Raw genomic sequence first — 24,586 nt, 5'->3', positions numbered from 1 at the left:
GAAATACCAAGCCCGGCCGCTTCTGCGGCCGGGCTCTTTTGTTTGGAGCGTACTTGGTGTAGCCGTCAAGCTCGCTCGAAAACGTCCAGACGATCCGGTCCAAAGTGGCTCGAGCGCAACAGACGAAACCGCGCCGGCACTGTCTGCGCCGTCAGCGGTGAAGAGATGCCATCGGCACCCACCTTGGTCGCGCCCTGATATAGCTGGATCTCGTCGACCAGATCGGCGGCGAGGAAATCCCTGGCGACGCGCGCACCGCCTTCGACCATAAGGGAGGAAATCCCGCGGCTGGCGAGGGCGAACAACAAGTCATCGACCGAGGATGCGCCGACAATCTCCACACCGCAGGCCTCGAGCGCGGCTCGCTGCGACACCAGAGCGTCGGTCGCCTGTCCGTTTCTTTCACCGTCAAGACCGTCGCCACTTACAGCGCCGCAGACGACGATCAGCGGAACCGTTCGCGCCGTCCGCACGAGCTTGGAATCGAGCGGCAGGACGAGATCACGATCGAGCACGATGCGGACCGGTGAGCGGTCCTCGAGCCCTTCCAGTCGAACCGTCAACTCGGGATCATCGGCCAGAGCCGTGCCGATGCCGACAAGGATCGCATCGGTCCTCGCCCGCAGAAGCTGGACCTGGTGACGGGCCAGCGGACCGGTGATCGCGACCTGCCCGTCGCCCTTCCGGCCGATCATGCCATCCGTCGAAACGGCAAGTTTCAGAATCACATGGGGCCGGCCCTTCGTCTGACGGGTGAGGTAGCCCGCAAGCGCCCTTCTGGCCTCGGCCTCCAGAACGCCGCTCGATACCGTGATCCCACCATCCTGCAAGATCCGCAGACCCCGGCCCGACACGCGCGGATCGGGATCGGTGACGGCCACGACGACACGGGCAATGCCGGCCTGCACCAGCGCATTGGCGCAGGGCGGGGTCTTGCCGTGATGGGAACAGGGTTCGAGGGTGACATAGGCGGTCGCCCCCCTCGCCTTTTCGCCGGCATCCGCCAGCGCCTCGGTTTCGGCATGCGGCCTGCCGCCCTTGGCGGTGACGCCCCGGCCGACGATTGCGCCGTCCTTGACGATCAGGCAACCGACAGAAGGATTGGTCGAGGTTTGGCCGAGATGGCGCAAGGAGAGCTCAATCGCTTCAGCCATGAAGCGTGCATCATCCGCCGCTCCGGACATGGATCACTCCACGCCGCTGTCGCGCGAGATCTTGGCGTTGATCTCGGCGATGACGTTCTCGAAGTCCTCGGCATGGGAGAAGTCGCGATAGACCGAGGCGTAGCGGACGAAGCCGACATCGTCGAGGCTCTTCAAGGCTTCCAGCACCTGGAGACCGATCTCTTCCGAAGATATTTCCGTCTCGCCCGAGCTTTCCAGACGGCGGACGATACCGGAGACGGCGCGTTCGATGCGCTCGTTGTCGACAGGACGCTTCCTGAGCGCGATCTGGAAGGACCGCACCAGCTTGTTGCGGTCGAAGAGGACCTTGCGGCCCGTCTTCTTGACCACCATCAACTCGCGCAGCTGGACCCGTTCGAACGTCGTGAAGCGGCCACCGCAGTCGGGACAGATGCGCCGCCGGCGGATGGAGGTGTTATCCTCCGCCGGACGGGAATCCTTGACCTGGGTATCTTCCGAACCGCAGAACGGGCAGCGCATGCGCTTTCCTTACATGTAAGGGTACATCGGGAAGCGGCCCGTCAGGGCTACGACCTTCTCACGCACCGATGCTTCCACGGCAGCATTGCCCTCGTCGGAATTGGCAGCCTTCAGGCCGTCGAGAACCTCGACGATCAGGTTGCCGATCTCGCGGAACTCGGCTTCCTTGAAGCCGCGGGTGGTGCCGGCCGGCGTGCCGAGACGGACGCCGGAGGTGACGAAGGGCTTTTCCGGGTCGAACGGGATGCCGTTCTTGTTGCAGGTGACGTAGGCGCGACCGAGGGCGGCTTCGGCACGCTTGCCGGTCGCGTTCTTCTTGCGCAGGTCAACCAGCATCAGGTGGTTGTCGGTGCCGCCCGACACGATGTCGAGGCCGCCGGCGACCAGCGTCTCGGACAGCGCCTTGGCGTTCTTGACGATCTGGGCGGCGTAATCCTGGAATTCCGGCTTCAGCGCCTCGCCGAAGGCCACGGCCTTTGCGGCGATGACGTGCATCAGCGGGCCGCCCTGGAGACCGGGGAAGACGGCCGAGTTGAACTTCTTCGCCAGATCCTCGTCATTGGTGAGGATCATTCCGCCGCGCGGACCGCGCAGCGACTTGTGGGTCGTGGTGGTGGCGACGTGGCAGTGTGGGAACGGCGACGGATGCTGGTTGCCGGCAACCAGGCCGGCGATGTGGGCCATGTCGACCATGAGCCAGGCGCCGACTTCATCGGCGATCTCGCGGAAACGCTTCCAGTCCCAGATGCGGGAATAAGCGGTGCCGCCGGCGATGATCAGCTTGGGCTTGTGCTTGCGGGCGCTCTCGGCCACGGCATCCATGTCGAGCAGGTTGTCACCTTCGCGCACGCCGTAGGACACGACATTGAACCACTTGCCGGACATATTGACCGGCGAACCGTGGGTCAGGTGCCCCCCGGAGTTGAGGTCGAGGCCCATGAATGTATCGCCCGGCTGAAGGAGCGCCAGGAACACGGCCTGGTTCATCTGCGAGCCGGAATTGGGCTGGACGTTGGCGAAGTTGACGCCGAAGAGCTTCTTGGCGCGCTCGATCGCCAGTTCCTCGGCGATGTCGACGAACTGGCAGCCGCCGTAATAGCGCTTGCCCGGATAGCCTTCGGCATACTTGTTCGTCATGATCGAACCCTGCGCCTCAAGTACGGCGCGGGACACGATGTTTTCCGAGGCGATCAGTTCGATCTCGTGGCGTTGACGACCCAGTTCCTTCTCGATCGCGCCGAAGATCTCGGGATCGGTGTCGGCAAGCGTACGGGAAAAGAAAGCATCGGTGTTCGACATGACTGCGGGCTCCTGACGGTTGATGCCAAGGGGTCTTAGCGCTCCGTTTCGGCAAGGGCAATACGGGACGCGACATTTGCGCATCAAACAGCGCAGGCGCACGGAACGCGCGGTGTTGCGGCGTATGCGCGAGAGGAGGTAGAACACGCACGGCGCAATAGAAAGGCGACGATCCGCAGGACCGCCGCCTCTTATTCTACCCTAGCTGCCCAACATGGCCCTCGCCGCATTTATTGCGGCAAGATGTCGTCTTCGACCGAGCCGGCCGAGGTTTCAACGCCGATATTGGCCTGAAGGGCAAGCTGCGCATTGCCGTCGATGGCATAGATGTCGTCGCGGAACTGAACGATATTGTCCTTGGCCGACCATGCGGAAATATAGACCCAGTGCACGCCCACCTCGTCGGTCAGCGCGATCGGCGTATTGACGCGGGTGGCGATCACACGCTCGATCTCCTGGCGGCTCCAACCGGGCGTGTTCTTCAGCAGCCAGACCACGAGATCGCGCACGTTCTGAACGCGCACGCAGCCCGAAGACTCGAAGCGCATCAGCTTGTTGAACAGGCCCTGTTGCGGCGTGTCATGCATGTAGACGGCATGCGTGTTGTGGAAGTTCAACTTGGTTGACGACATGGCGTTGATCTTGCCCGGGTCCTGACGGAACATCAGGTTCGGCGCCTTTTCCGCATGCCAATCGATCGTCTCCGGCGCAACCTCGTTGCCGTTGCCGTCGATCAGACGGATGGCGTTGCGGGAAAGATAGGTCGGATCCTTGCGCATCAGCGGCATGATGTCCTTCTGGACGATCGAGCGCGGGGCGGTCCAGTAAGGGTTCAGGATGACCTCGTGGATCTTCGAATCGAGTGTCGGAGAAGGACGGGTGATCGAGCCGACGATGGCCGTATTGCGCAGGGCCACCCGGTCGTCCTCGACGGCCTCGACATAGGCAGCCGGGATGTTGACGACGACATAGCGTCGCTCCAGCTGCTTGTTCATCATCTCCTGAAGGCGCTGCTGGTTGACGTTGAGCTGCATCAACCGCGTGTCGGCAGGAACGTTGAGCGCCTTCAGCGTGAACTCGCCGAGCACGCCGTCCTGCGGAAGCCCGTGACGGGCCTGGAACCGCTTGACGGCGCCGTCGACGTAGGAATCGAACGAGTTGGACATGCCCGCCGAGCGCGGCAGGTCGCCGGATATCATCAGGCGCTGGCGCAACTGCTGCACCGAGGGGTCGACCGCGCCGATCTTCAGCTTGACCGACGGATTGACCTGCGGCCAGCCGCCGTTCGCCACGATCGTCTGATACTCGGTGATCGCCTGCTGCATGTAGATGAAATTATTGGCGCTGAGCATCGGTGTGTTGGAGGTGACCGCAGCGGTGGTACGCGATGCCTTGGCATCGAACTGATCGTCCCAGTTGCCGCGCCGCGGGGCCGTGATCAGTTCATCGATGGCCGTCTGGGCGGCTGCCTGACCGGCGATGGCGGCAGCACCGGCTGCTGCGGCGCCGGTGAGCAGTGCACGGCGCGACAGGGCTACGATTCCAGACTTTTTCGACATTTTTCCTACCGTTTTCCAAATTGAACGATCCACACCATCCCATACGGAGACATGGTTAACAAATGGACGAAGAACGCCCGTCACCGCGACAAACAGCGACTTTCAGCCACGACGGATTGCAGCTTTTGCATGCAAGGCCGGTCCCATATCAATATGGCCAATTCGTGGCTCGGCAAACCGGCTGGGTTTCACGAACACGTCATCGGCATGGCTACGGATCCGGATTTCCGCCATCGATGCGGCACGGTTCGGGCGCGATCCGGCACCCTTGGGACCTGGCCGAAACGCGAGCAGGCGCCATGGCGGGCATCGCTGCCGCCTGGCGCCGTCTCGTGCTGCCGCATGACTGGAGGAAATACAGCAGGTCCTGTTCTCTTGTGGATCAGAGACGGTACATGATGCTGTCGTTCCAGAAGCGGTCGAGACGCTGCAGAAGCTTGTTCATCTGGGTGAACTCGTCGGAACCGATGCCGCCGACCTTCTGGATCGAACCGATGTGGCGCTCGTAGAGCTTGGCGACCGTCTCGGCCACTTCCTGGCCGCTCTCGGTCAGGCTGATGCGGACCGAGCGGCGGTCGATGCGCGAGCGCTGGTGGTTGATGAAGCCGAGGTCGACGAGCTTCTTGACGTTGTAGGAGACGTTCGAGCCGAGATAGTAGCCGCGCGAGCGCAGTTCACCGGCGGTCAGTTCGGAATTGCCGATATTGAAGAGCAGGAGGGCCTGGACGGCGTTGACGTCGTTGCGACCCTGGCGTTCGAACTCGTCCTTGATGACGTCGAGAAGACGGCGGTGGAGACGTTCAACGAGATGCAGGGATTCGAGATAGAGATTCCGGATCGCGTCTTCCTGGGGATCGAGCGTTGCCGGCTGCGGCTTCATCTTGGTGTTCATGTCGGTCTGCCTCACTGTTTGGGTGGCGGCTGTTGTTTTCTCCCGCCTTAGTGAGGACCATATCCAATGCGCATAAAATTCTATTTAAAACGCAGGCTTAACAGAGGCTTACCGAATGACCTCGTGGCATCAGGGTAAATCAACCCTTATCTCCTCGCCCTTGTGGCGCATTTCGAGCCAGAGCGCGAGGCGGAACACCAGATAGACGGTGGCGACAAGCACGTGCATGGTGATCGCCAGCCGGTTGTAGCCGAATATGTCGGACCACAGCCAGTACATCAGGACCTGCGCGCCGGCGCCGAGCGCCCAGATCACCGGCCCCCAGGACACCGCCATCCACAGCCCGAGCGCAGCCACCGGGAAGATCACCGCCAGGCTGCTGCCCGCGACCTTCCAGGGCAGGTCGAGCAGGTCGAAGCGCGCCCGGCCGCCGAGCGAATAGCCCACCAGCATGGCCCAGTATTGCAGCGCGAACCAAAGGCAGGCGACCGCGACCATGCGCAGGAACACCACAAAGAGGAGTTCCGTCAGGCTGCGCTTGGGTGCGTTGTGAGAATCAGGTTCCATTGCGCGAGGATATGCCGAAGGCACCGGTCGCCGCCAGCCGTAGCCGCGACCAAGCGTCGTCTTCCGTTTTGGCAATCCCTGCCGTAAGTGCTATCCACGCGCTAATCATGAGACAAGGACGAGGACTTCGCCATGCAGGACAAGACACTTCTGGTCGACGACATCACGGGTCACCGCCGGATGCGCCGCAACCGCAAGGCCGATTGGACCCGCCGTCTCGTTCAGGAAAACCGTCTGACCGTCGATGACCTGATCTGGCCGATCTTCATCATCCCCGGAGAAGGTATCGTCGAGCCGATCGCCGCCATGCCGGGCGTCAACCGCATGACGATCGACAAGGCCGTCGAAGCGGCAAAGGAAGCGGCTGACCTCGGAATCCCTGCCCTTGCCACCTTCCCCAATGTCGAGATGGACCTGCGGGACGAGACCGGCTCGCAGATCCTCGAAGCGAACAACCTGATCAACCGCGCGACCGCCGCGATCAAGAAGGCCGTGCCGAATATCGGCGTCATCACCGACGTGGCGCTCGACCCGTTCACCAGCCACGGCCATGACGGCATCCTGCGCGGCAACGAGATCGTCAATGACGAAACCGTCGAACAGATCGTTCGCGCCGCGGTGCTGCAAGCCGATGCCGGTTCCGACATCATCGCACCTTCCGACATGATGGACGGCCGCATCGGCGCAATCCGCCGCGGGCTGGACGCCGCCGGCCACCAGTCGGTCGGCATCATGTCCTACGCCACCAAGTTCGCCTCCTGCTATTACGGCCCCTATCGCGAGGCGATCTCGACCGGCGGACTGCTGAAGGGTGACAAGAAGAGCTACTATATCGACCCGGCCAACGGCACGGAGGCACTGCGCGACGCGGCCCTCGATGTCGAGGAAGGCGCCGACATGCTGATGGTCAAGCCCGGCCTGCCCTATCTCGACATCTGTTGGCGGATGAAGGAAGCCTTTGGCCTGCCGGTCTTTGCCTATCAGGTGTCGGGCGAATATGCGCAGATCAAGGCGGCTGAGGCCAATGGCTGGATCGATGGCGAACGCGCCATGCTCGAGACCCTGCTGTGCTTCAAGCGCGCCGGCTGCGATGGCATCCTGACCTATTTCGCCGTCGACGTGGCGAAATATCTGGCTGCCAAGGGCTGAGGATCGCGCCCTTCGGATTGTATTTCCTCGTTATCTCCCCATATCCATAGCTCGAAACACCAGCGGGAGCCGACGATGACCCTCGATCCGAATCCGATCTATGCTGCACCGGACGACTGGCGCGCCTATAGCGGCGTGCTGTCGCGCCGCGTCTTTGCCTTCCTCATCGACTACCTGATCGTCGCCGCGCTGTGGATTCCAGCCGCGGTTCTCGTCTTCTTCGTCGGCGTGCTGACGCTCGGCCTCGGCTTCCTGCTCTATCCGATCCTGTTCTTCATCGTTGCGGGCCTTTATTTCGGCATGTCGCTTTCCGGCCCGTCGCAGGCGACGCCCGGCATGAAGGCCATGGGTATTGCCATGGTGCGCCTCGACGGCCGACGGATCGATTTCGTCCTGGCGCTCGCCCACTTGGCGCTGTTCTGGATCCTCAACTCGGTCCTGACGCCGCTCATCCTGCTCGCCGGTCTGTTCACCGAGCGGTCGCGCCTGGTGCACGATCTGCTGCTTGGGACCGCCACCATGCGGACAGCCTGAGATCGGCTGCCGGCCGTGCCATCCGCAATTGGGTGGCCAGCGGCCGGCGCCTGTCGGCGTCATGGTTCGTGACAGACAGTTGACGTTTTCCAATCTTGCGCCATGCTGATATATATTCGATGGCGAAGGCTTCCGACCGGCGGACGATGAACACACAGGCTTCCCCTTCCCCGCAATTCTACCTCACGGCGCCGGCGCCGTGTCCTTACCTGCCGGGCGAGATGGAGCGGAAAGTCTTCACCCATCTGGTCGGGCCGCGCGCCACGGAAATGAACGACCTGCTGACGCAGGGAGGTTTCCGCCGCTCGCAGAACATCGCCTACCGGCCCGCCTGCGAGGGCTGTCGCGCCTGCGTCTCGGTCCGCGTCCTGGTGGACGAGTTTGAACCGACACGCTCCCTTCGGCGCGTTCAGTCGGAGAATCGCGACATCGTCTCGACGGTTTTTCCCGCCCAGCCCTCGACCGAGCAATTCTCGCTGTTTCGCACCTACCTCGATCATCGTCATCAACAAGGCGGCATGTCGGACATGTCAGCGCTCGACTATGCCATCATGGTCGAGGACACTCATGTCCAGACGCGGCTCATTGAATACAGGCTTCGTAGCCCCGGCGACGGCCTGAACCTGCAGCCGAAGGGTGAACTGGTTGCCGTGGCGCTGTCCGACCTGATGAGCGACGGCCTGTCAATGGTCTACTCCTTCTTCAATCCGGCCATGGTCAAGCGCTCGCTCGGCACGATGATGGTGCTCGACCATGTCAAGCGCGCCAAGGCGCTCGGCCTGCCTCATGTCTATCTCGGCTACTGGGTGAAGGGCTCGCACAAGATGGATTACAAGACCCGCTTCCAGCCGCAGGAACATTTGACCAATCAGGGATGGGAAAGATACCAGCCGAACGATGGCGATGACGATGGTGGTGCCGACCAGGAATGAGGCGATGGGGGTATGACCCGCACCGGCGGAATTACGTCCCTACGTCACGCCACGAGTACCGCGTCTACCGGTCGGCGCGGAGAATAGGGCATTTCCGGCGCATGGCCGAAGCGCAGGACGACATCCGTCCTTCGCGATCCAAGACCCGCCAATGCGGCCATTTCATTGCGCAGTTCAGGCACTTCGACAGGCTGGTTGACGAAGGCGGTCTTTACGCCCAGCGCGGTGGCAGTCAGGCAGAACCGCTGGCACGCACGCCCGACGGCGATCCATCCGGCCGGCCCTTCGTCCCGCGCAGCGAACACGGCGACGCCGGCCGAGCTATTCATGTGACGCGCATATTTGTCGGCTTCGCTTTTGGGCTTGAACGCCAGATCGAAGGCGATCGGCCCCAACCATTCGGGCAAGGGCGGGTTGCCGCTCGCCGGTGCATAGAGCCCGTCGCCTCGCTCCATCGCTGCCGATGGACTGAAGCGCAACCAGTCCTTCAACTCCCGCATGAAGGCGGGGTCGGCCATCTGAACGTCATTGCCGGCGATAACGAGGTCGCGCACCCGATCGACGGTCGACCGCTCGTTAAGCAGAACGATGTCGACGCCCTCGACTGTCGCGCTGTCTGAAAGCCGCTGCAGATGATCGAAGCTCACGGGAGTTCCGTCATAGAGACTGCGGGTCGACTGGCGGACGGGAATGGCGCGGAAAAGCTCAAGAGTTGCCGGATCGGCCGTGCCCGGTTGCGGCGAGAAGGTGAAGGTCGCGCCGCCCTCCCCCTCGATCACCATCTCACCGGATCGCCCCGTCGCTCTTGCGGCGATCTCCAGGTTCTCTATCGCGCAGCCAAGGCTGACATAGAGGTGATGGTCGTCCGGATCGACCACCGGTGTGCGCCGGGAAAAGTCCGGCAGGACAGCAATGGCCTGCCCACTCTCGCGAAACAGCCAGGGCTGGGTATTGTGGCCGTTGGCGGCAAGGGTAGCGTAGCGGATCAGATCCCGGGACGCCGCTTGCGGTTTGGGCGGTTCCCGCAATTGGGCGGCATAGGCGGTATAGTGGCTGCTCGCCAGCCTCATCGACAAGACCGTGCCCACCCCGCCAGCAGTCAGGATCGCCGCTCCACCTGTCAGTATCCCACGCCGTGTCAGCATTGGCCGTCTCCTGAATATCCGCGGGCGAGCATAGAGTGGCAAGACGACACCGCGTTGACCGCGGTCAAGTGCATCGACGAGTAACCCGCATCGCGTGTGCCATGTGTTCTTTACCGACCCTACGCCCCATGTTATAACCTTGTTGCAACACAAGGACCAACACGATGAACGTCATCATTCGCAAGATCGGCAATTCCGAAGGTATCATCATCCCGAAGGAAATCCTCGACCGTCTGGGCTTGAAGGCGGGGGACAGCTTGGCGCTGTCAGAAAGCCAGAATGGCTTGCTGATGAAACCGATGGATGACGACTTCGCGCGTCAGGTCGCGCATGCCGAGCGCTTCATGGACAAGTACAAGACCGCCCTGAAGAAACTCGCCGAATGAGCAGCTTCTTCTTCATTTCCCGGCCGGTCGTCGAGACCCTGCACCAGATGCAGATTGAACGCTTCGGCGGAGCCTACGGCCTGCGCGACGAAGGCGCGCTCGAATCTGCCCTTGCCCGCCCCGTAAACCGGGAGGCGTACGGGTGTGACGATGTCAACGAATTAGCCGCCGCCTATCTGTTCGGCCTGGCCAAGAACCATGCTTTCATTGACGGAAACAAGCGCATAGCGATCGTGACCGCCGCTGTCTTCCTGATGGAAAACGGCTACGAGATCAACGCCACGGACGCGGAGCTCTACGCCTTCGTCCTTTCCGTGGCCGCGGGCGAGATCGACGAGGAAGGCGCGACGCGGTTCCTGAAGGATCACACCGTCGCGCTTTCCTGACCCGAGCGAAATCAGCCGGAGAATTTGCCGCTGCGCGGGAAGCCCTTGGGCACGGTGCGGCCGGCCGAGGCGCGGTCGCCCTGCCATTCGATCAGTTCGTCCTTGGTCTTGGTGAACATCCGGGCGGCACTGTCTTCCCAGGTCAGGCCGTCGGCAATCGCGAAACACTTGATGTCGGAAATGCCGCCATCCTTGTAGCGCTGCAGGCGAACGCCCTTGCCGCGCGCCATCTCCGGGACCTGCGCCAGCGGGAAAACGAGCATCTTGCGGTTCTCGCCGACCACGGCGACGTGGTCGCCCGCCACCGGCACGACCAGCTTCATCTCGTCCGGCATGCCGACATTCATCACCTGCTTGCCCTTGCGGGTATTGGCGACGATCTCGTTTTCGGCAACGACGAAGCCGTTGCCGGCGGTCGAGGCAATGAGCAGCTTGCGACTCGGATCATGGACGAAGGCGGTCAGCACGTCCTGGTCGTTTTCCATGTCGACCATGATGCGCAAGGGTTCGCCATGGCCGCGTCCGCCGGGCAGCTTGTCGCCGCCCATCGTGTAGACCTTGCCGCCCGTCGTCACCAGCAGGATCTTGTCGGTGGTCTGTGCCGGGAAGGCCACGCGAAGCGCGTCGCCCTCCTTGAAAGTCAGGCTGGTGGTGTCGGAAATATGGCCCTTCAGGGCGCGGATCCAGCCCTTTTCCGAGATGACGACCGTGATCGGTTCCTTCTCGATCATCGCCTGCTGGATCGCCTCGACATCAGCGACCGGGGCATTGGAGAAGGTGGTGCGCCGGCGGCCGAGATCGGTCGCCTTGGCATACTTCTTCTTGACCTCGCCGATCTCCCAGGAGACCGTTTGCCACTGCTTGTCGTCGGAGGCGAGCAGCGTCTCGATTTCCGCCTTTTCCGCCGACAGGGACTCATGCTCCTTGCGGATCTCGAACTCTTCGAGCTTGCGCAAGTTCCTGAGCCGCATGTTGAGGATGGCTTCAGCCTGGTTGTCGGTCAGCGTGAACCGCTCGATCAGGACCGGTTTCGGCTCGTCCTCCTCGCGGATGATGCGGATCACCTCGTCGAGGTTGAGATAGGCGATGAGCAGGCCGCCTAGGATCTCGAGCCGCCGGTCGATTGCCGCCAGGCGGAACTTCGAGCGACGAACGAGGACGTCCTTGCGATGTGCCAGCCACTCGGAAAGCACCTCGTTGAGCGCCATCACCTTCGGCACCTTGCCCTGGCTGAGCACGTTCATGTTGAGCGGGATGCGGCTCTCAAGCTCGGTCAGCTTGAACAGCGATTCCATCAGCAGCGTGGCATCGACGGTGCGGCTCTTCGGCACCAGAACGATGCGCACATCCTCGGCCGATTCATCGCGCACGTCCTCGAGCAACGGCAGGCGGCGGGCGATCAGAAGCTCGGCGATCTTCTCGATCAGGCGCGACTTCTGGACCTGGAAGGGGATCTGCGTAACGACGATCTGGTAGCCGCCGCGACCGAGATCCTCGGTTTCCCAACGGGCGCGGACGCGAAAACCGCCACGGCCGGTACGGTAGGTCTCGATCATGCTCTCGCGGCTTTCGACCACGATACCGCCTGTGGGCAGGTCCGGTCCCTCGATGCCGCCCCTTTGCGGATTCGCCGGATCGGCCAGCAGTTCCTCGACGGTCGCGCCGGGATTCTTGATCAGGTAGAGCGCCGCGTCGCAGATCTCGTGGACATTGTGCGGCGGGATCGAGGTCGCCATGCCGACGGCGATGCCCGAGGCACCGTTGGCCAGAAGGTTCGGGAAGGCGCCCGGCAGCACGACCGGCTCCTCGTCTTCCTCGTTATAGGTCGGGCGGAAGTCGACCGCGTCCTGGTCGATGCCTTCGAGCAGAAGTGCCGCGACATCGGTCATGCGCGCTTCGGTGTAACGATAGGCGGCAGCTGAGTCGCCGTCGATATTGCCGAAATTGCCCTGCCCGTCGACCACCGGATAGCGCTGGGAGAAATCCTGCGCCAGCCGCACCAGCGCGTCGTAGACCGACTGGTCGCCGTGCGGGTGGAACTTACCGATGACGTCACCGACGATACGGGCGCATTTCTTGAACGCCGAGTTCGGACGGATGCCCATCTCGCTCATCGCGTGGATGATGCGCCGATGCACCGGCTTCAGCCCGTCGCGCACATCGGGCAGCGCCCGGTGCATGATCGTCGACAAGGCATAGGCGAGATAACGCTCCTCGAGCGCCGCCTTCAGATCGATCGGTTGAATGTGGTCGCCGCCGTCATCGGGCGGAATAAGACTTTTCCCCATGGCATCCAACTAGACGAGATGACCGCAAACAGCAAGGAATCCCGGCATTCTGGCTGTGGATTACCGCGGATGTGACAACAGTCACGGCAGCCGGAAAGTAAGGCTGCGCGACGCAAGGAAAGCAGTGGAAGTTTCCGTGCCAGGCCATATAAGGTTTGGCACAAATATACTGCGCCGAATTTCACCCGTTCCGATGAAAGGATCGTTCCATGACCCGAATTCGCTTCAAAGGGCTCCTGTTGGCAGGCGCCGCATCCGCCGCTCTCTCCGGGCAGGCCTTCGCGGCCCTCGACGGCCAGGACCTGCTTGCCAAGATCAACGCCGCCTATGCCGCCGGAAGCGGCGTGCTGAAGGCCGAATCGATCGAGGTCAACGGCGATGACGTCGTGCTCAAGGGCACGACCTTCACCGCCACCGGCCCGCAGGAGAAGTCCATCGCGCTGGGTAATCTGACGCTGCAGGACGTGACCGAGGCAGACGGCGGCGCCTATCATATCGATCGCATCGAATTCCCCGAGGTCAATGTCACCGAGGAGAAGAGCAGCATCAACGTCAAGGATCTCTACCTCGCCGGCGTCGTCGTTCCGGGCAGCACGGCGGGCGAAGGCCTGTCTTCGATGATGATGTACGAAGAGGCCAGTAGCGGCCCGATCACCGTGACGACGGATGGCAAACAGGTTTTCGCCGTTGAAAAGGCGAGCGGCTCAGTCGCGCTCGCCGAAGACGAAAGCTCGCTTTCCTTCGAAGGCACCGTCACCGGTATCAAGGCCGATCTCTCCAGCATCGAGGACGCCGAGGGCAAGGAGGCAATCAACGCGCTCGGCCTGCAGACGATCAATGGCGAGATCAGCGTCAGTGGCAATTGGGAACCGGTATCCGGCACGGTCAACCTTGAAGACTATACATTGGACTTCGCCGATGTCGGCAGCTTGTCCCTGTCCTTCGCGCTGACCGGCTATACGATGGATCTCGTCAAGCAGTTGCAGGAAACCGCCCGAACCATGCAGGCCGATGCGAACAACGAACAGGCCCAGCAGGCAGCCGGCATCGCCATATTCGGCCTGATGCAGCAGATGTCGTTCCAGAGCGCGCAGATCAGCTTCGAAGACGCCGGCATCACCGAGCGCGGTCTCGATTATGCAGGCAAGCAGCAGGGGTCGAACGGCGAACAGATGGCGCAGATGGTCAAGGGCATGCTGCCAATCCTGCTCGCCCAGGCCAAGCTCGGCGCACTGCAGAACCAGGTGTCCGAAGCGGTCAACGCCTTCATCGACGATCCGCAGAACATCACCATCACGGCCGAGCCGGAGAAGGAAGTGCCCTTCCCGATGATCATGGGTGCCGCAATGGGCGCGCCGGAGAGCGTGCCCGCCCTGCTCGGCGTCTCCGTCACCGCGAACGAATAGCGGCTTTCCCGCGATCCCGAACCAGTCTCCGCTCCCGGCCTCCGTGGCCGGGCGCGACAGTATATCCAGGGCTTGCACATTGACCGGCGCGCGGCATTCGCTAAGGCTAGCCCGAAGGATCTACCGCCTCAACGGCCACACTTGCGGAACGAAACATCATGCTCGGCTGGCTTCAGCGCCCCGTCAACATCTCCGAGAGGCTCGAAGGGCACGACTTCGAGCCGGCCCATGCCGACTACTACGACGGCAAGCCCAATCGCCCGCTCAACCTGCTTCTGCAGGCACGAACCGACTTCCTGTCCGTCTGGCGGGTCGGCGATTTCAAGGAGAAGGTCAGCTCGATCCGGATAATGGGGCGGCAGATCGTTCTGGTGAACTCGCCCGATCTGATCCGCCATGTCGTGGTCAATCGCCACGACAATTTCGAACGCAAGTCCCCGCAGATGCGGCGCGCGCTCGAGTATCTGCTGGGCGACGGCCTGTTCATCTCGGATGGCGAAACCTGGAAGCAACGCCGCTCGCTGGTCAACGACATCGTCCACCGCAACCGCGTGCCGGCCTTTGGTCCGGTGATGGAGAAGACGGCGAGCGAAATGGTCGAGCGCTGGAACTCCATGCCCGACGGCACCGAGATCAACGTGCTGCACGAAATGGCGGGGCTCACCGCCGAGATCATTTCCCGCAGCGTGTTCGGCAACCAGCTCGGCCGCGAGAGCGCCGACGCCATCACCGACAGCTTTTCCAGCTACCAGTCGCTGATCGATTCGGTAAACCTCGGCTATTTCATCGGTTTCGACGAAGGCCTGCCCGTGCTGCGCACGCCCTCACTCAAGCGGTCCGTCAAGCGCATCCATGACCTGATCGACAAGGTGGTCGAGGATCACCTCGCCGGTCGCGGTGACCACAGTTCCATGGTCGATCTCTTGATCCGCCGCCAGCAGCGCAATCCGGAACTCAACCTCGACATGGTCGCGCTTCGCAACGAGGCAGCCACCATTTTCATGGCCGGCCACGAGACGACGGCCGCCACCCTCACCTGGGCCTGGTACCTGCTGTCGCAGGCGACTTGGGTGGAGCGTCAAGTGCATGACGAGATCGCCCGCGTCTGCGGCGACCGCGTACCGACGATCGACGACGTGCCCCAACTCGACTGGTGCCGCGCCGTGATCAACGAGACGCTCAGGCTCTATCCGCCGGTGCCGATCCTCGCCCGCCAGGCCAAGGAAAAAGATCGGATCGGCGACATCGACGTGGCGCCCGCCTCGCTTGTCCTGATCGTGCCCTGGCTGCTGCACCGCACGCCGAGCCTGTTCGAACAGCCGCATCACTTCAAGCCGGAGCGCTTCCTCGGCGACAACCGGCCGAAGCCCTACAGCTTCATCCCCTTTGCCAGCGGGCCGCGCGTCTGTCCCGGACAGCATTTCGGCGAGACCGAGGCGATCCTGTGCCTCGCCATCCTGGCGCAGAAGTTCAGCCTCAGGCTTCGTCAGGGCCACAAGGTGGAACCGCATTGCCGCCTGACGCTGCGGCCGAAGGGCGGCTTGCCGGTCACGCTGCATCGCCGGGGAGCTTCGAGCCAATGACAGAGCAGGACGCGCCGGCAAGGTCGGCAGGGGCAAGTGCTAAACCGGACATCGCCAAGCGCAAGGCCTGGCGGTTCAGCCGGCCCGACGCGCCGGGCTTCGCCGACTTCATGGCGGGCGGCAAGGCTCGCAAGGCTTTCGTCAAGTACTGGCTTAACGACAATGTCTGGAACGGGCTGCATCTTGCCGGTCACTACGGCATGAAGCTGATGCCGATGGATGTCTGTTCCAATTTCGGCGCCCGCCTCGGCCTCTTCGCCCTGCCCCGTTATCACAAGGTGGCGCAGAGACGGGCGCGGGCGACGATCGCCCGGCTCTGCCCGCAGATGAGCGAGGCCGAGCGCGAAGCGCTCTACATAGAGAACTGCAAGGCGCAAGGCCGGCTGATGACCGAGTTTTCGGTGGTCAACCGCATCGCCCGGCAACCGGAACGCATGGTGCTGCACAATCCGGAATACATCCAGGACGCGGCCAAGGCCGGACCGATCATCATCGTCGGCATGCATCTCGGCAATTGGGAGATCGGCCCGATCATCCTGCGCCAGATCGGCGTCCAGCCCTATACGTTCTACGTTCCCCCGGTCGAGCGGGCCAAGGCCTGGATCGCCGAGCGGGTCCGCAGCAAGACCGGCCTTCGCTTCATTCCGCCCGGCATGCAGGGCATTCGCCCGGCGGTCAGCCTGCTGAAGAAGGGCGGCGTCGTCTCGGTCTTTGCCGACGAGGCCTTTGCCGGCAAGATCCGCGGTCCATTGTTTGGCCGGGCGCCACATCTCGAGGGCAATATCGCGCTGACCATTCGCCTGGCGCGAATGACCGGGGCGACGATCTGCCCCTGGTACAATGTGCGCAGGAGTGACGGCTTCCGCTTCGACGCCTATGCACTGCCGCCGTTCAAGCTGCCGGCGGAAGCAAAGCCCGGCGAGCGGCTGGTGGAAGACATCAAGCTGTTGAATGCGGTGATCGAGCCGGTCGTGCTCACCCATCTCGACCAGTGGTACTTCCTCGACAACGCCCTGCCATCGTGATTCAAGGCGCGCCGTCAGCCTGTTGATCCATAACGACAAAACCCCGATCGCGTCGGCGACCGGGGTTTCGAAAGGCTACAGGGTCAAAGGACCGATCAGTCCTTCTTCGGCTGCGGCACGACCCGCAGCGCCAGTTCGCGCAACTGCGTCGGGGTCGCCGGCGAAGGCGCGTTCATCAGCAAGTCCTGCGCCTGCTGGTTCATCGGGAACAGCGAGATTTCGCGCAGGTTCTTCGCACCGACGAGCAGCATGACGACGCGGTCGATGCCGAAGGCGCAGCCGCCGTGCGGCGGGGCGCCGTACTGGAAGGCGCGGTAGAGGCCGCCGAAGCGCTCTTCGACGTCAGCCTGACTCAAGCCCACCTTCTCGAAGGCCTTGACCATGAGTTCGGGCGACTGGTTACGAATCGAACCGGAAGCGATTTCGAAGCCGTTGCAGACCGCATCATACTGATAGGCCTTGAGCGACAGCGGATCCTGGCTCTCCAGCGCTTCAAGGCCACCCTGCGGCATCGAGAAGGGGTTGTGGGCGAAGTCGATCTTCTTTTCTTCCTCGCTCCATTCGTAGAACGGGAAATCGACGATCCAGCAAAGTTCGAAACGGTCGCGGTCGACGAGGTCCAGTTCCTCGCCGGCGCGGGTGCGGGCTTCGCCGGCAAACTTGTAGAATTTCGCCGGATCGCCGGCGACGAAGAAGCAGGCGTCGCCTTCATCCAGGCCAAGCTGCGTGCGGATCGCTTCGGTGCGCTCCTCGCCGATGTTCTTGGCGAGCGGGCCGGCCCCTTCGAGCACGGCACCTTCCTGGCGCCAGAAGATGTAGCCGAGTCCCGGCTGGCCGGTCGACTGCGCCCAGGCGTTCATGCGGTCGCAGAAGGCGCGCGAACCGCCGGTCTTGGCCGGGATTGCCCAGACTTCGACCTTGGGGTTGGAGGCGATCATGTTGGCGAACACCTTGAAGCCGGAACCGGCGAAATGCTCGGTCACTTCCTGCATCTCGATCGGGTTGCGCAGGTCCGGCTTGTCGGAGCCGTACTTGCGGATCGCGACATCGTAGGGAATACGCGGCCACTGCTTGGTGACCGGCTTGCCATCGGCAAACTGCTCGAACACCTGGGTCATGACCGGCTCGATGGTTTCCCAGACATCTTCCTGGGTGACGAAGCTCATTTCCAGGTCAAGCTGGTAGAACTCGCCCGGCAGGCGGTCGGCGCGCGGGTCTTCGTCACGGAAGCAGGGTGCGATCTGGAAATAGCGGTCGAAACCGGCGACCATCAGCAGCTGCTTGTACTGCTGCGGGGCCTGCGGCAGGGCGAAGAACTGGCCCTCGTGGATGCGGCTCGGGACGAGGAAGTCGCGTGCGCCTTCCGGCGAGGAAGCGGTCAGGATTGGCGTGGTGTATTCGGCAAAGCCGATATCGCCCATGCGACGGCGCATGTCGGAGATGATCTGCGTGCGCTTGACGATGTTCTTGTGCAGCGTGTCGCGGCGCAGGTCGAGGAAGCGGTACTTGAGGCGCACGTCTTCCGGATAGTCCGGCTCGCCGAAGACCGGCAGCGGCAGTTCCTTGGCGGCCGAGAGAACCTCGATTTCCTGAGCGTAGAGTTCGATCTCGCCGGTCGGCATGGTCTTGTTGACCGTGTCCTCGGTGCGGGCCTTGACGAGGCCGTCAATGCGGATCACCCACTCGCCGCGCACGGTTTCGGCCAGCTTGAAGGCCGGGCTGTCGGGATCGGCCACCACCTGGGTAATGCCGTAATGGTCGCGCAGGTCGATAAACAGCACGCCGCCATGGTCGCGGACGCGATGGACCCAGCCGGAAAGCCGGACGGTGGAACCGACATCGGACTTGCGGAGAGCGGCACAGGTGTGGCTGCGGTAACGGTGCATGGTTTTATCCTGCATATTCTTTGAAGGGGTCCGGCAAGGGCACGGAATCTCGGGCTTTAAATCGCGCGGACAAGCGCATGACGCGCCCGATTTGTCAAGGCTGAAGGCTTTCGTGCGGCAGGGCAATTGCCAAGGTCAATCGATTTTCGTGATGGCTTCATTCACGACGTGAACTGTTTTCGTTGCACGGGCACAGATACAAGATGAACGGCGTCCGGGCGATTCCGAGTCGCGCCTCAACCTGCCCGAATAGGCCTTCATGTCATCGCTGCGCCCGCTCATCCCCCTGCTTGCCACCGCCGGCATCCTGATCGGTGGCAACGGCCTGCAGGGAACCTTCATCTCGCTGCGGGCGCTTGAGGAAGGCTTTTCGACCTCGATGATCGGCGTGGTCGGCACCGGCTACAATATCGGTTTTGCCATCGGCTGCATCTATGTCACCCGGCTGATCCGGGCGACCGGCCATATCCGCACCTTCTCGGCGCTCGCCGCCATCGCTTCCGCCGCCTCGATCCTGATGCTGCTGTTCATCGATCCGACCGCCTGGTTCCTGATGCGCCTCGTCCAGGGCATCTGTTTTGCCGGACTGTTCGCCGTGGTGGAAAGCTGGCTGAACGCCAAGGTGACCAATTCCACCCGTGCCCGGACCCTGTCGATCTATCGCTTCGTCGATCTGGGCGCCGTCACGCTGGCCCAATATGCCATCCCGGCCGTCGGCATCGGCGGCTTCGAGCTGTTCGTCATCATCTCCATGGCGCTGACGCTGTCGCTGGTACCGATCTCGCTGACCGACCGCTCCAGCCCTGAAGCGCCGGAAGACGTGCGCTTCGACATCCGCGTGCTGTGGAAGGTGTCGCCGCTGGCGACGGTCGGCTGCATCGTCGTCGGGCTGACCAATTCCAGCTTCCGCTCGCTGGGTCCGATCTATGCCGACGGCATCGGCATGTCGGTGACGGCAATCGCCACCTTCATGAGTGTCGGAATCTTCGCCGGGGTGGTGCTGCAATATCCGCTCGGCCATTATTCCGACAAGCTCGATCGACGGCTGATCATCCTGGTCGCCACCTTCGGCGCCTTCGCTTCGGGACTGTTCCTGGCCTTTGTCGCCGGGACCAATGCCTGGCTGAATTTCGCCGGCATCTTCGCCTTCGGGGCCTTTGCCATGCCGCTCTACTCGCTCTGTTCCGCCCATGCCAACGACCATGCGGCGCCCGGCCAGCATGCCCTGGTTTCGGCCGGCACCCTGTTCTTCTGGTCGATCGGTGCGGTGATCGGCCCGCTGTTCGCCTCCTTCATGCTCGACCTGTTCGGCCCGCAGGCGCTGTTCATCTACATGGTCGTCGTGCTTTTCGGTTTCATGGCCTATACGCTGAGCCGCATGATGGTGCGCGAGGGCGTCCCGGCCTCCGAGCGCCGCATGGGTTTCCGCAACCTGCTGCGCACCTCGACCTTCTTCAACAAGCTGGCCGCACCGCCGTCCGACAAGGGCGATTGATCACCCTCACCGAGAGTGGGAAAGCCAGGATGACCGGGGATCCGCGGATCGTTCGAGACGACGGCATGGTTGACAACTGTCAACGCATGCCGCGGGATGGCATAGTCCCGACGCTTCCATCCTGCAGCGCCGTCGCGCCATAAGGAGCCACGCCTTGCCAAACCTCGCCGCCACGATGACCGTGCTCGAGCCCTATCCCGATCTCTATGCCTATTACGACGGCCGGATCGTCGGAAAGCGCCTTTACTCCGAGGCAAAGAACTGGCTCGACGACGGCGCCTATTCGCTCGGCATCGCCACTTACGCCCTGGTCGCCGGCCATGAGGCGATCGTCTACGACAGCCATACGTCGCTCGACCATGCCCGCGCGGTGCGCGACCACCTCGAAGGGCTGGGCGTCACGGCCATGCGCCTCGTGCTCAGCCACTGGCACACCGACCATATTGCCGGCAATGCGATCTTCGCCGATTGCGAAATCATCGCCAACCGACTGACGGCAAAGGCGCTGATCGAGAAGGTCAAGACACTCGCGCGCAAGACGCCGCCGATCAATCCCGTGGTCATGCCGAACCGGCTGTTCGACCGGCAGATGACCCTGACGCTCGGCGAACGGACGTTCGAACTTCTGCAATTCGACATTCACAGCGCCGATGGGACCGTGCTGTTCCTGCCGGACGAGGGCATAGTTCTGGCCGGAGATACGCTCGAGGACACCATCACCTACATCTCCGAGCCCGAGCATATCGCCACCCACATCGCCGAACTCAATCGGCTGAAGACCCTACCGATCCGCCGCATCCTGCCGGACCATGGCGCACGCGAGCGGATCGCCGCCGGCGGCTATGCGCCAAGCCTGATCGACGCCAATCGCGACTACCTGCAAAGGCTGCTCGATCGCGCCGAAGACCCGGCCCTCGACAGCCTCTCCCTGCGCGACTTCGTGGCCGAGGATATCGACGCCGGGCGGATCATCTATTTCGAACCCTACGAAGAAGTCCACCGAGCCAACATCGCGGAAGTGCGCAAGGCGCGCGGCATCGATGCCGCCGACCAAGGCTGACCTATCAGCCACGCGGAAAAGCCGTGGGTCAACGCCCCGGCAAGGCCCGCAGGGCGCCGGTTGTATTGACATCGCCGGTCGAAAGGGGAACTAAGGTTGATCCACTCCAGTTCATGACCGAGCCCCAATGATCGAGACCACTGCCGCATTAGAAGAAGCCTGCCTGAAGCTCGCCCAATCGGATTTCATCACCATCGACACCGAGTTCCTGCGCGAAACGACGTTCTGGCCGGAACTCTGCCTGATCCAGATGGCGAGCCCCGATCTCGAAGTGATCGTCGATCCGCTGGCCAAGGGCCTCGATCTTTCGCCCTTCTTCACGCTGATGGCCGATACATCGGTGATCAAGGTATTTCATGCCGCCCGCCAGGACATCGAAATCATCTTCCATCTCGGCAACCTGATCCCGCATCCGATCTTCGACACCCAGGTCGCAGCAATGGTCTGCGGCTTCGGCGACAGCGTCTCCTACGACCAGCTGGTGCAGAAGGTAAAGAACGTCCATATCGACAAGACTTCGCGCTTCACCGACTGGAGCCGCCGGCCGCTGTCGGAAAAGCAGCTCGACTATGCGCTGGCCGACGTCACCCACCTGCGCGACGTCTATCTGAAGCTCAAGGAAGAACTCGACCGCGAGGGCCGTGCCGCCTGGCTGACCGAGGAAATGGCGATCCTCGAATCCCGCGAGACCTACGACCTTCATCCCGACGACGCCTGGCAGCGGCTGAAAATGCGGCTGCGCAAGCCGCAGGAACTGGCCGTCATGCAATATGTCGCCGCCTGGCGCGAACGCGAAGCGCGCAATCGCAACGTCCCGCGCTCGCGCGTGCTGAAGGATGATGCGATCTACGAGATCGCCCAGCAGCAGCCGAAGGACACCGAAGCGCTGGCAAGGCTGCGCACCATCCCGAAGGGCTGGGAACGCTCTGCCTCGGGTGCGGCGATCGTCGAACAGGTCAATGCGGCGCTTGCCTTGCCGAAGTCGGACATGCCGCATGTCCAGCGCCACAGCCACGCCCCCGAGGGCGCCCAGGCCGCCGTCGAGCTGTTGAAGGTGCTGCTCCGTCTTACCTCGGAGAAACATGGCGTCGCCTCGAAGGTGATCGCCAATACCGAGGATCTGGAAAAGATCGCCGCCGAGGGCGAAAAGGCCGATGTCCAGGCCATGCATGGCTGGCGGCGCGAACTGTTTGGCGATGTCGCGCTGAAGCTGATTTCCGGTGGGGTCGGCCTGCGCTTCGTCGACAAGCGCGTCGAAGCGGTGGAATTCTGAGCCCCGCAGGCTAGCGAAAGAGGACGGGATCGATGGAACTCCCCGCCCCGCTCAAGGCCGCCGTCGAGCAGATGCTGGCGCATGAACCGATCGAGCGTCTGGCCCGCGCCAGCGAAAAACTCTCCGATCGCTATCGGCGGGAGGTGCGCGACGGCAAATTCCATCTCGATGGCGAGCTTGCCGCCAAAGCCTATCTCGCCACCCGCCTGCCGGCGACCTATGCCGCGGTTCGCGCTGCGCTCTCCATGGTCGAAGAGGCGTCCGCCGATTTCCAGCCGACGAGCCTTCTCGATTTCGGCGCCGGGCCCGGCACGGTGTTCTGGGCGGCCACAGATGTGTGGTCGGAACTGGATCGTGCCACCCTCGTCGAGGCGAGCCCCGCCATCCGCTCGGTCGGCGCGGCTTTGGCGAAGCACTCGAACGTCGTGACGGACTGGCTCGCCGGCGACATCACCGGCACCGTCCCGCCGCTCGAACCGGCCGACCTCGTGACGCTGGCCTATGTGCTGGACGAGATTGCCGAGACGGCCATTGGAAATGTCGTCAAGCGTCTCTGGGATCTGACCGACCATACCATCGTCATCGTCGAACCGGGCACGCCGGCCGGATGGCGGCGCATTCTTGCGGCGCGGCAGGTGCTGATCGACGCGGGTGCCGAGATTGTTGCGCCCTGTCCGCATGCGAAAGCCTGTCCGATCACGGCACCCGACTGGTGCCATTTCTCGCGCCGGGTCGCGCGCTCGCGGGTTCACCGGCTTTCCAAGGGGGCCGAAGTGCCGTGGGAAGACGAGAAATACATCTTCATCGCCGCCTCGCGCCAAGCCGCTACGCCGCCCGCCGCCCGCGTGCTCGCGCCGCCGCGCACGTCGAGCGGACTGGCCAGGCTGAAGCTCTGTCTTGCCGACGGTCGCGCCGAGGAACTGACCGTCAGCCGCCGCGACGGCGCCGTGTTCAAGGAGGCCCGTCGCGCCGACTGGGGCGATGCTTTCGAACTGGAGAGCGGGGACGTTAGCGATGACGACGACGCTTGATGGCGAGACCGCCGACCGCTTCGCGCGGATCGCCCTTGGCCATGTCGAGCGCGAATACCCGCACAAGCCCGGCCATGTGCTTGCCGGGGAGAGCGATGTGCAAAGCCCACGCGAAAGGCATCCGGTCTTCTTCGGCAGCTTCGACTGGCATTCCTGCGTGCACGGCTACTGGATGCTTGTCCGTTTGCTCAACCGTTTTCCCGACATGCCATCGGCCGAGGCGATCCGCGCGCTGCTCAACCGCCGGCTGACGGGTGAGAGCATCGCCGGCGAATGCGCCACCTTCGATCGCCCGATGAATCGCGGCTTCGAGCGGTCCTATGGCTGGGGCCGGCTGCTGAAACTGGCCGCGGAACTGGAGGCGGCCGAAGACCGCCGCTTCGCCCGGTCCCTGCGGCCACTGACAGACCGGATCGTCGGGCGCTTCTGCGAATTCCTGCCGCTCGCCACCTATCCGGTGCGGGTCGGCACGCATTTCAACACGGCCTTCGCCCTTCGCCTCGCCGCCGACTATGGCAATGCGGTTGGTGACGAAAGCTTCATCGATCTGCTGCGCATGACGGCGCTCCGCTGGTATGGGCCGGACGAGAATTGTCCTGCCTGGGGCGAACCCTCGGGCGACGACTTCCTGTCCTCGACGCTGATCGAGGCGGAGTGCATGCACCGGCTGCTTCGCGCCGACGATTTCGGCGTCTGGTTCGGCCGTTTCCTGCCCGGCCCCGAAAGCGGCGAACCCAAGACCCTGTTCTCCCCGGCTTCGGTCTCCGATCGCTCCGACGGCAAGATCGCCCATCTTGACGGGCTCAACCTTTCGCGCGCCTGGTGCTGGCGGTCGCTGGCCGCATCGGTCGCGGAAACGGACGCCCGGCGGACGATCATGAACGCAGCGGCCGAGCGCCATCTGGAGGCCGCCCTTCCCCATGTCGCCGGGGACTATATGGGCGAACACTGGTTGGCGAGTTTTGCCGTGCTGGCTCTGGAGGCGTGAGAGCATCTTTCACCAACGCGCGCCCACTGATCGCTGTC

At 63.1% G+C, this 24,586-nt stretch carries 22 protein-coding genes; 13 read left to right on the top strand and 9 right to left on the bottom strand.

Features of this window, described 5'->3' with window-relative positions:
* Positions 1 to 65 precede the first annotated feature (65 nt).
* The 6 genes from ribD to DYZ14_RS06925 all read right to left on the bottom strand — a co-directional run bounded on the left by ribD (position 66) and on the right by DYZ14_RS06925 (position 5,981).
* Positions 66 to 1,184: a bifunctional diaminohydroxyphosphoribosylaminopyrimidine deaminase/5-amino-6-(5-phosphoribosylamino)uracil reductase RibD gene (ribD, locus tag DYZ14_RS06950; protein WP_154720023.1), complete on the bottom strand. Its 1,119-nt coding sequence runs from the start codon at positions 1,182 to 1,184 to the stop codon at positions 66 to 68.
* 3 nt (positions 1,185 to 1,187) lie between these two features.
* Positions 1,188 to 1,664, bottom strand: coding sequence for a transcriptional regulator NrdR (gene nrdR / locus DYZ14_RS06945; RefSeq protein WP_154720022.1), 477 nt, complete (start codon positions 1,662 to 1,664; stop codon positions 1,188 to 1,190).
* A 9-nt stretch (positions 1,665 to 1,673) separates the two neighbouring features.
* Entirely contained in the window at positions 1,674 to 2,963 is a 1,290-nt protein-coding gene (gene glyA, locus DYZ14_RS06940) for a serine hydroxymethyltransferase (protein WP_154720021.1), read from the bottom strand.
* 230 nt (positions 2,964 to 3,193) lie between these two features.
* Positions 3,194 to 4,522, bottom strand: coding sequence for a L,D-transpeptidase family protein (locus DYZ14_RS06935; protein WP_154720020.1), 1,329 nt, complete (start codon positions 4,520 to 4,522; stop codon positions 3,194 to 3,196).
* A gap of 382 nt (positions 4,523 to 4,904) precedes the next feature.
* A complete protein-coding gene (ldtR, locus tag DYZ14_RS06930; RefSeq protein WP_115670745.1) occupies positions 4,905 to 5,414 on the bottom strand; it encodes a transcriptional regulator LdtR in 510 nt (169 codons plus the stop codon).
* A 129-nt stretch (positions 5,415 to 5,543) separates the two neighbouring features.
* Entirely contained in the window at positions 5,544 to 5,981 is a 438-nt protein-coding gene (locus DYZ14_RS06925; protein WP_154720019.1) for a DUF6163 family protein, read from the bottom strand.
* Between the two features lie 132 nt (positions 5,982 to 6,113).
* On the opposite strand from DYZ14_RS06925, the gene hemB reads away from it, so the two are divergent.
* The 3 genes from hemB to DYZ14_RS06910 all read left to right on the top strand — a co-directional run bounded on the left by hemB (position 6,114) and on the right by DYZ14_RS06910 (position 8,596).
* Entirely contained in the window at positions 6,114 to 7,130 is a 1,017-nt protein-coding gene (gene hemB, locus DYZ14_RS06920) for a porphobilinogen synthase (RefSeq protein WP_154720018.1), read from the top strand.
* 75 nt (positions 7,131 to 7,205) lie between these two features.
* Positions 7,206 to 7,664, top strand: a complete 459-nt coding sequence (locus DYZ14_RS06915; RefSeq protein WP_154720017.1) for an RDD family protein — start codon at positions 7,206 to 7,208, stop codon at positions 7,662 to 7,664.
* Positions 7,665 to 7,810: 146 nt separating this feature from the next.
* Positions 7,811 to 8,596 carry an arginyltransferase gene (locus DYZ14_RS06910; protein ID WP_154720173.1) on the top strand — a complete coding sequence of 262 codons (786 nt, stop codon included), beginning with the start codon at positions 7,811 to 7,813 and terminating at the stop codon, positions 8,594 to 8,596.
* 44 nt (positions 8,597 to 8,640) lie between these two features.
* Here the strand turns inward: DYZ14_RS06910 and DYZ14_RS06905 are convergent, their stop codons facing one another.
* Positions 8,641 to 9,741, bottom strand: coding sequence for an Acg family FMN-binding oxidoreductase (locus DYZ14_RS06905; protein WP_154720016.1), 1,101 nt, complete (start codon positions 9,739 to 9,741; stop codon positions 8,641 to 8,643).
* A 164-nt stretch (positions 9,742 to 9,905) separates the two neighbouring features.
* Between DYZ14_RS06905 and DYZ14_RS06900 the strand changes: the two genes are divergently transcribed.
* Together DYZ14_RS06900 and DYZ14_RS06895 are read left to right on the top strand one after the other, a co-directional pair.
* Positions 9,906 to 10,127 carry an AbrB/MazE/SpoVT family DNA-binding domain-containing protein gene (locus tag DYZ14_RS06900; protein WP_154720015.1) on the top strand — a complete coding sequence of 74 codons (222 nt, stop codon included), beginning with the start codon at positions 9,906 to 9,908 and terminating at the stop codon, positions 10,125 to 10,127.
* Positions 10,124 to 10,513, top strand: coding sequence for a type II toxin-antitoxin system death-on-curing family toxin (locus DYZ14_RS06895; protein WP_154720014.1), 390 nt, complete (start codon positions 10,124 to 10,126; stop codon positions 10,511 to 10,513). The genes DYZ14_RS06900 and DYZ14_RS06895 overlap by 4 nt, the downstream gene beginning before the upstream one ends.
* An 11-nt stretch (positions 10,514 to 10,524) precedes the next feature.
* On the opposite strand, the gene parC is transcribed toward DYZ14_RS06895, so the two are convergent.
* On the bottom strand, positions 10,525 to 12,801 hold the full coding sequence (gene parC / locus DYZ14_RS06890; RefSeq protein WP_154720013.1) for a DNA topoisomerase IV subunit A: 2,277 nt from the start codon (positions 12,799 to 12,801) through the stop codon (positions 10,525 to 10,527).
* Between the two features lie 209 nt (positions 12,802 to 13,010).
* Between parC and DYZ14_RS06885 the strand changes: the two genes are divergently transcribed.
* The 3 genes from DYZ14_RS06885 (at position 13,011) to DYZ14_RS06875 (ending at position 16,815) form a co-directional block, all read left to right on the top strand.
* Entirely contained in the window at positions 13,011 to 14,207 is a 1,197-nt protein-coding gene (locus DYZ14_RS06885; protein ID WP_154720012.1) for a hypothetical protein, read from the top strand.
* A 158-nt stretch (positions 14,208 to 14,365) separates the two neighbouring features.
* On the top strand, positions 14,366 to 15,790 hold the full coding sequence (locus DYZ14_RS06880) for a cytochrome P450 (RefSeq protein ID WP_154720011.1): 1,425 nt from the start codon (positions 14,366 to 14,368) through the stop codon (positions 15,788 to 15,790).
* Positions 15,787 to 16,815: a lysophospholipid acyltransferase family protein gene (locus DYZ14_RS06875; RefSeq protein ID WP_154720010.1), complete on the top strand. Its 1,029-nt coding sequence runs from the start codon at positions 15,787 to 15,789 to the stop codon at positions 16,813 to 16,815. Before DYZ14_RS06880 ends, DYZ14_RS06875 begins: the two co-directional genes overlap by 4 nt.
* 95 nt (positions 16,816 to 16,910) lie before the next feature.
* Here DYZ14_RS06875 and aspS read toward each other — a convergent pair whose 3' ends face one another.
* On the bottom strand, positions 16,911 to 18,701 hold the full coding sequence (gene aspS, locus DYZ14_RS06870) for an aspartate--tRNA ligase (RefSeq protein ID WP_154720009.1): 1,791 nt from the start codon (positions 18,699 to 18,701) through the stop codon (positions 16,911 to 16,913).
* Between the two features lie 259 nt (positions 18,702 to 18,960).
* Between aspS and DYZ14_RS06865 the strand changes: the two genes are divergently transcribed.
* The 5 genes from DYZ14_RS06865 to DYZ14_RS06845 all read left to right on the top strand — a co-directional run bounded on the left by DYZ14_RS06865 (position 18,961) and on the right by DYZ14_RS06845 (position 24,548).
* Entirely contained in the window at positions 18,961 to 20,196 is a 1,236-nt protein-coding gene (locus DYZ14_RS06865) for an MFS transporter (RefSeq protein WP_154720008.1), read from the top strand.
* Between the two features lie 154 nt (positions 20,197 to 20,350).
* Positions 20,351 to 21,256 (top strand): MBL fold metallo-hydrolase, encoded by a 906-nt coding sequence (locus DYZ14_RS06860; RefSeq protein ID WP_232365452.1) that lies wholly within the window; start codon positions 20,351 to 20,353, stop codon positions 21,254 to 21,256.
* 127 nt (positions 21,257 to 21,383) lie between these two features.
* The gene (gene rnd, locus DYZ14_RS06855; protein WP_154720007.1) at positions 21,384 to 22,529 is read left to right on the top strand and encodes a ribonuclease D; all 1,146 of its coding nucleotides are present in this window, start codon (positions 21,384 to 21,386) and stop codon (positions 22,527 to 22,529) included.
* 32 nt (positions 22,530 to 22,561) lie between these two features.
* Entirely contained in the window at positions 22,562 to 23,560 is a 999-nt protein-coding gene (locus DYZ14_RS06850; protein WP_154720006.1) for a small ribosomal subunit Rsm22 family protein, read from the top strand.
* Positions 23,544 to 24,548 (top strand): DUF2891 domain-containing protein, encoded by a 1,005-nt coding sequence (locus tag DYZ14_RS06845; RefSeq protein ID WP_154720005.1) that lies wholly within the window; start codon positions 23,544 to 23,546, stop codon positions 24,546 to 24,548. The genes DYZ14_RS06850 and DYZ14_RS06845 overlap by 17 nt, the downstream gene beginning before the upstream one ends.
* The last annotated feature ends 38 nt before the right edge of the window (positions 24,549 to 24,586 follow it).

The sequence above is a fragment of the Ciceribacter sp. T2.26MG-112.2 genome (assembly GCF_900492205.1).
Lineage (GTDB): Bacteria > Pseudomonadota > Alphaproteobacteria > Rhizobiales > Rhizobiaceae > Allorhizobium > Allorhizobium naphthalenivorans_A.
This window is presented reverse-complemented; position numbering and strand designations above follow the sequence as displayed.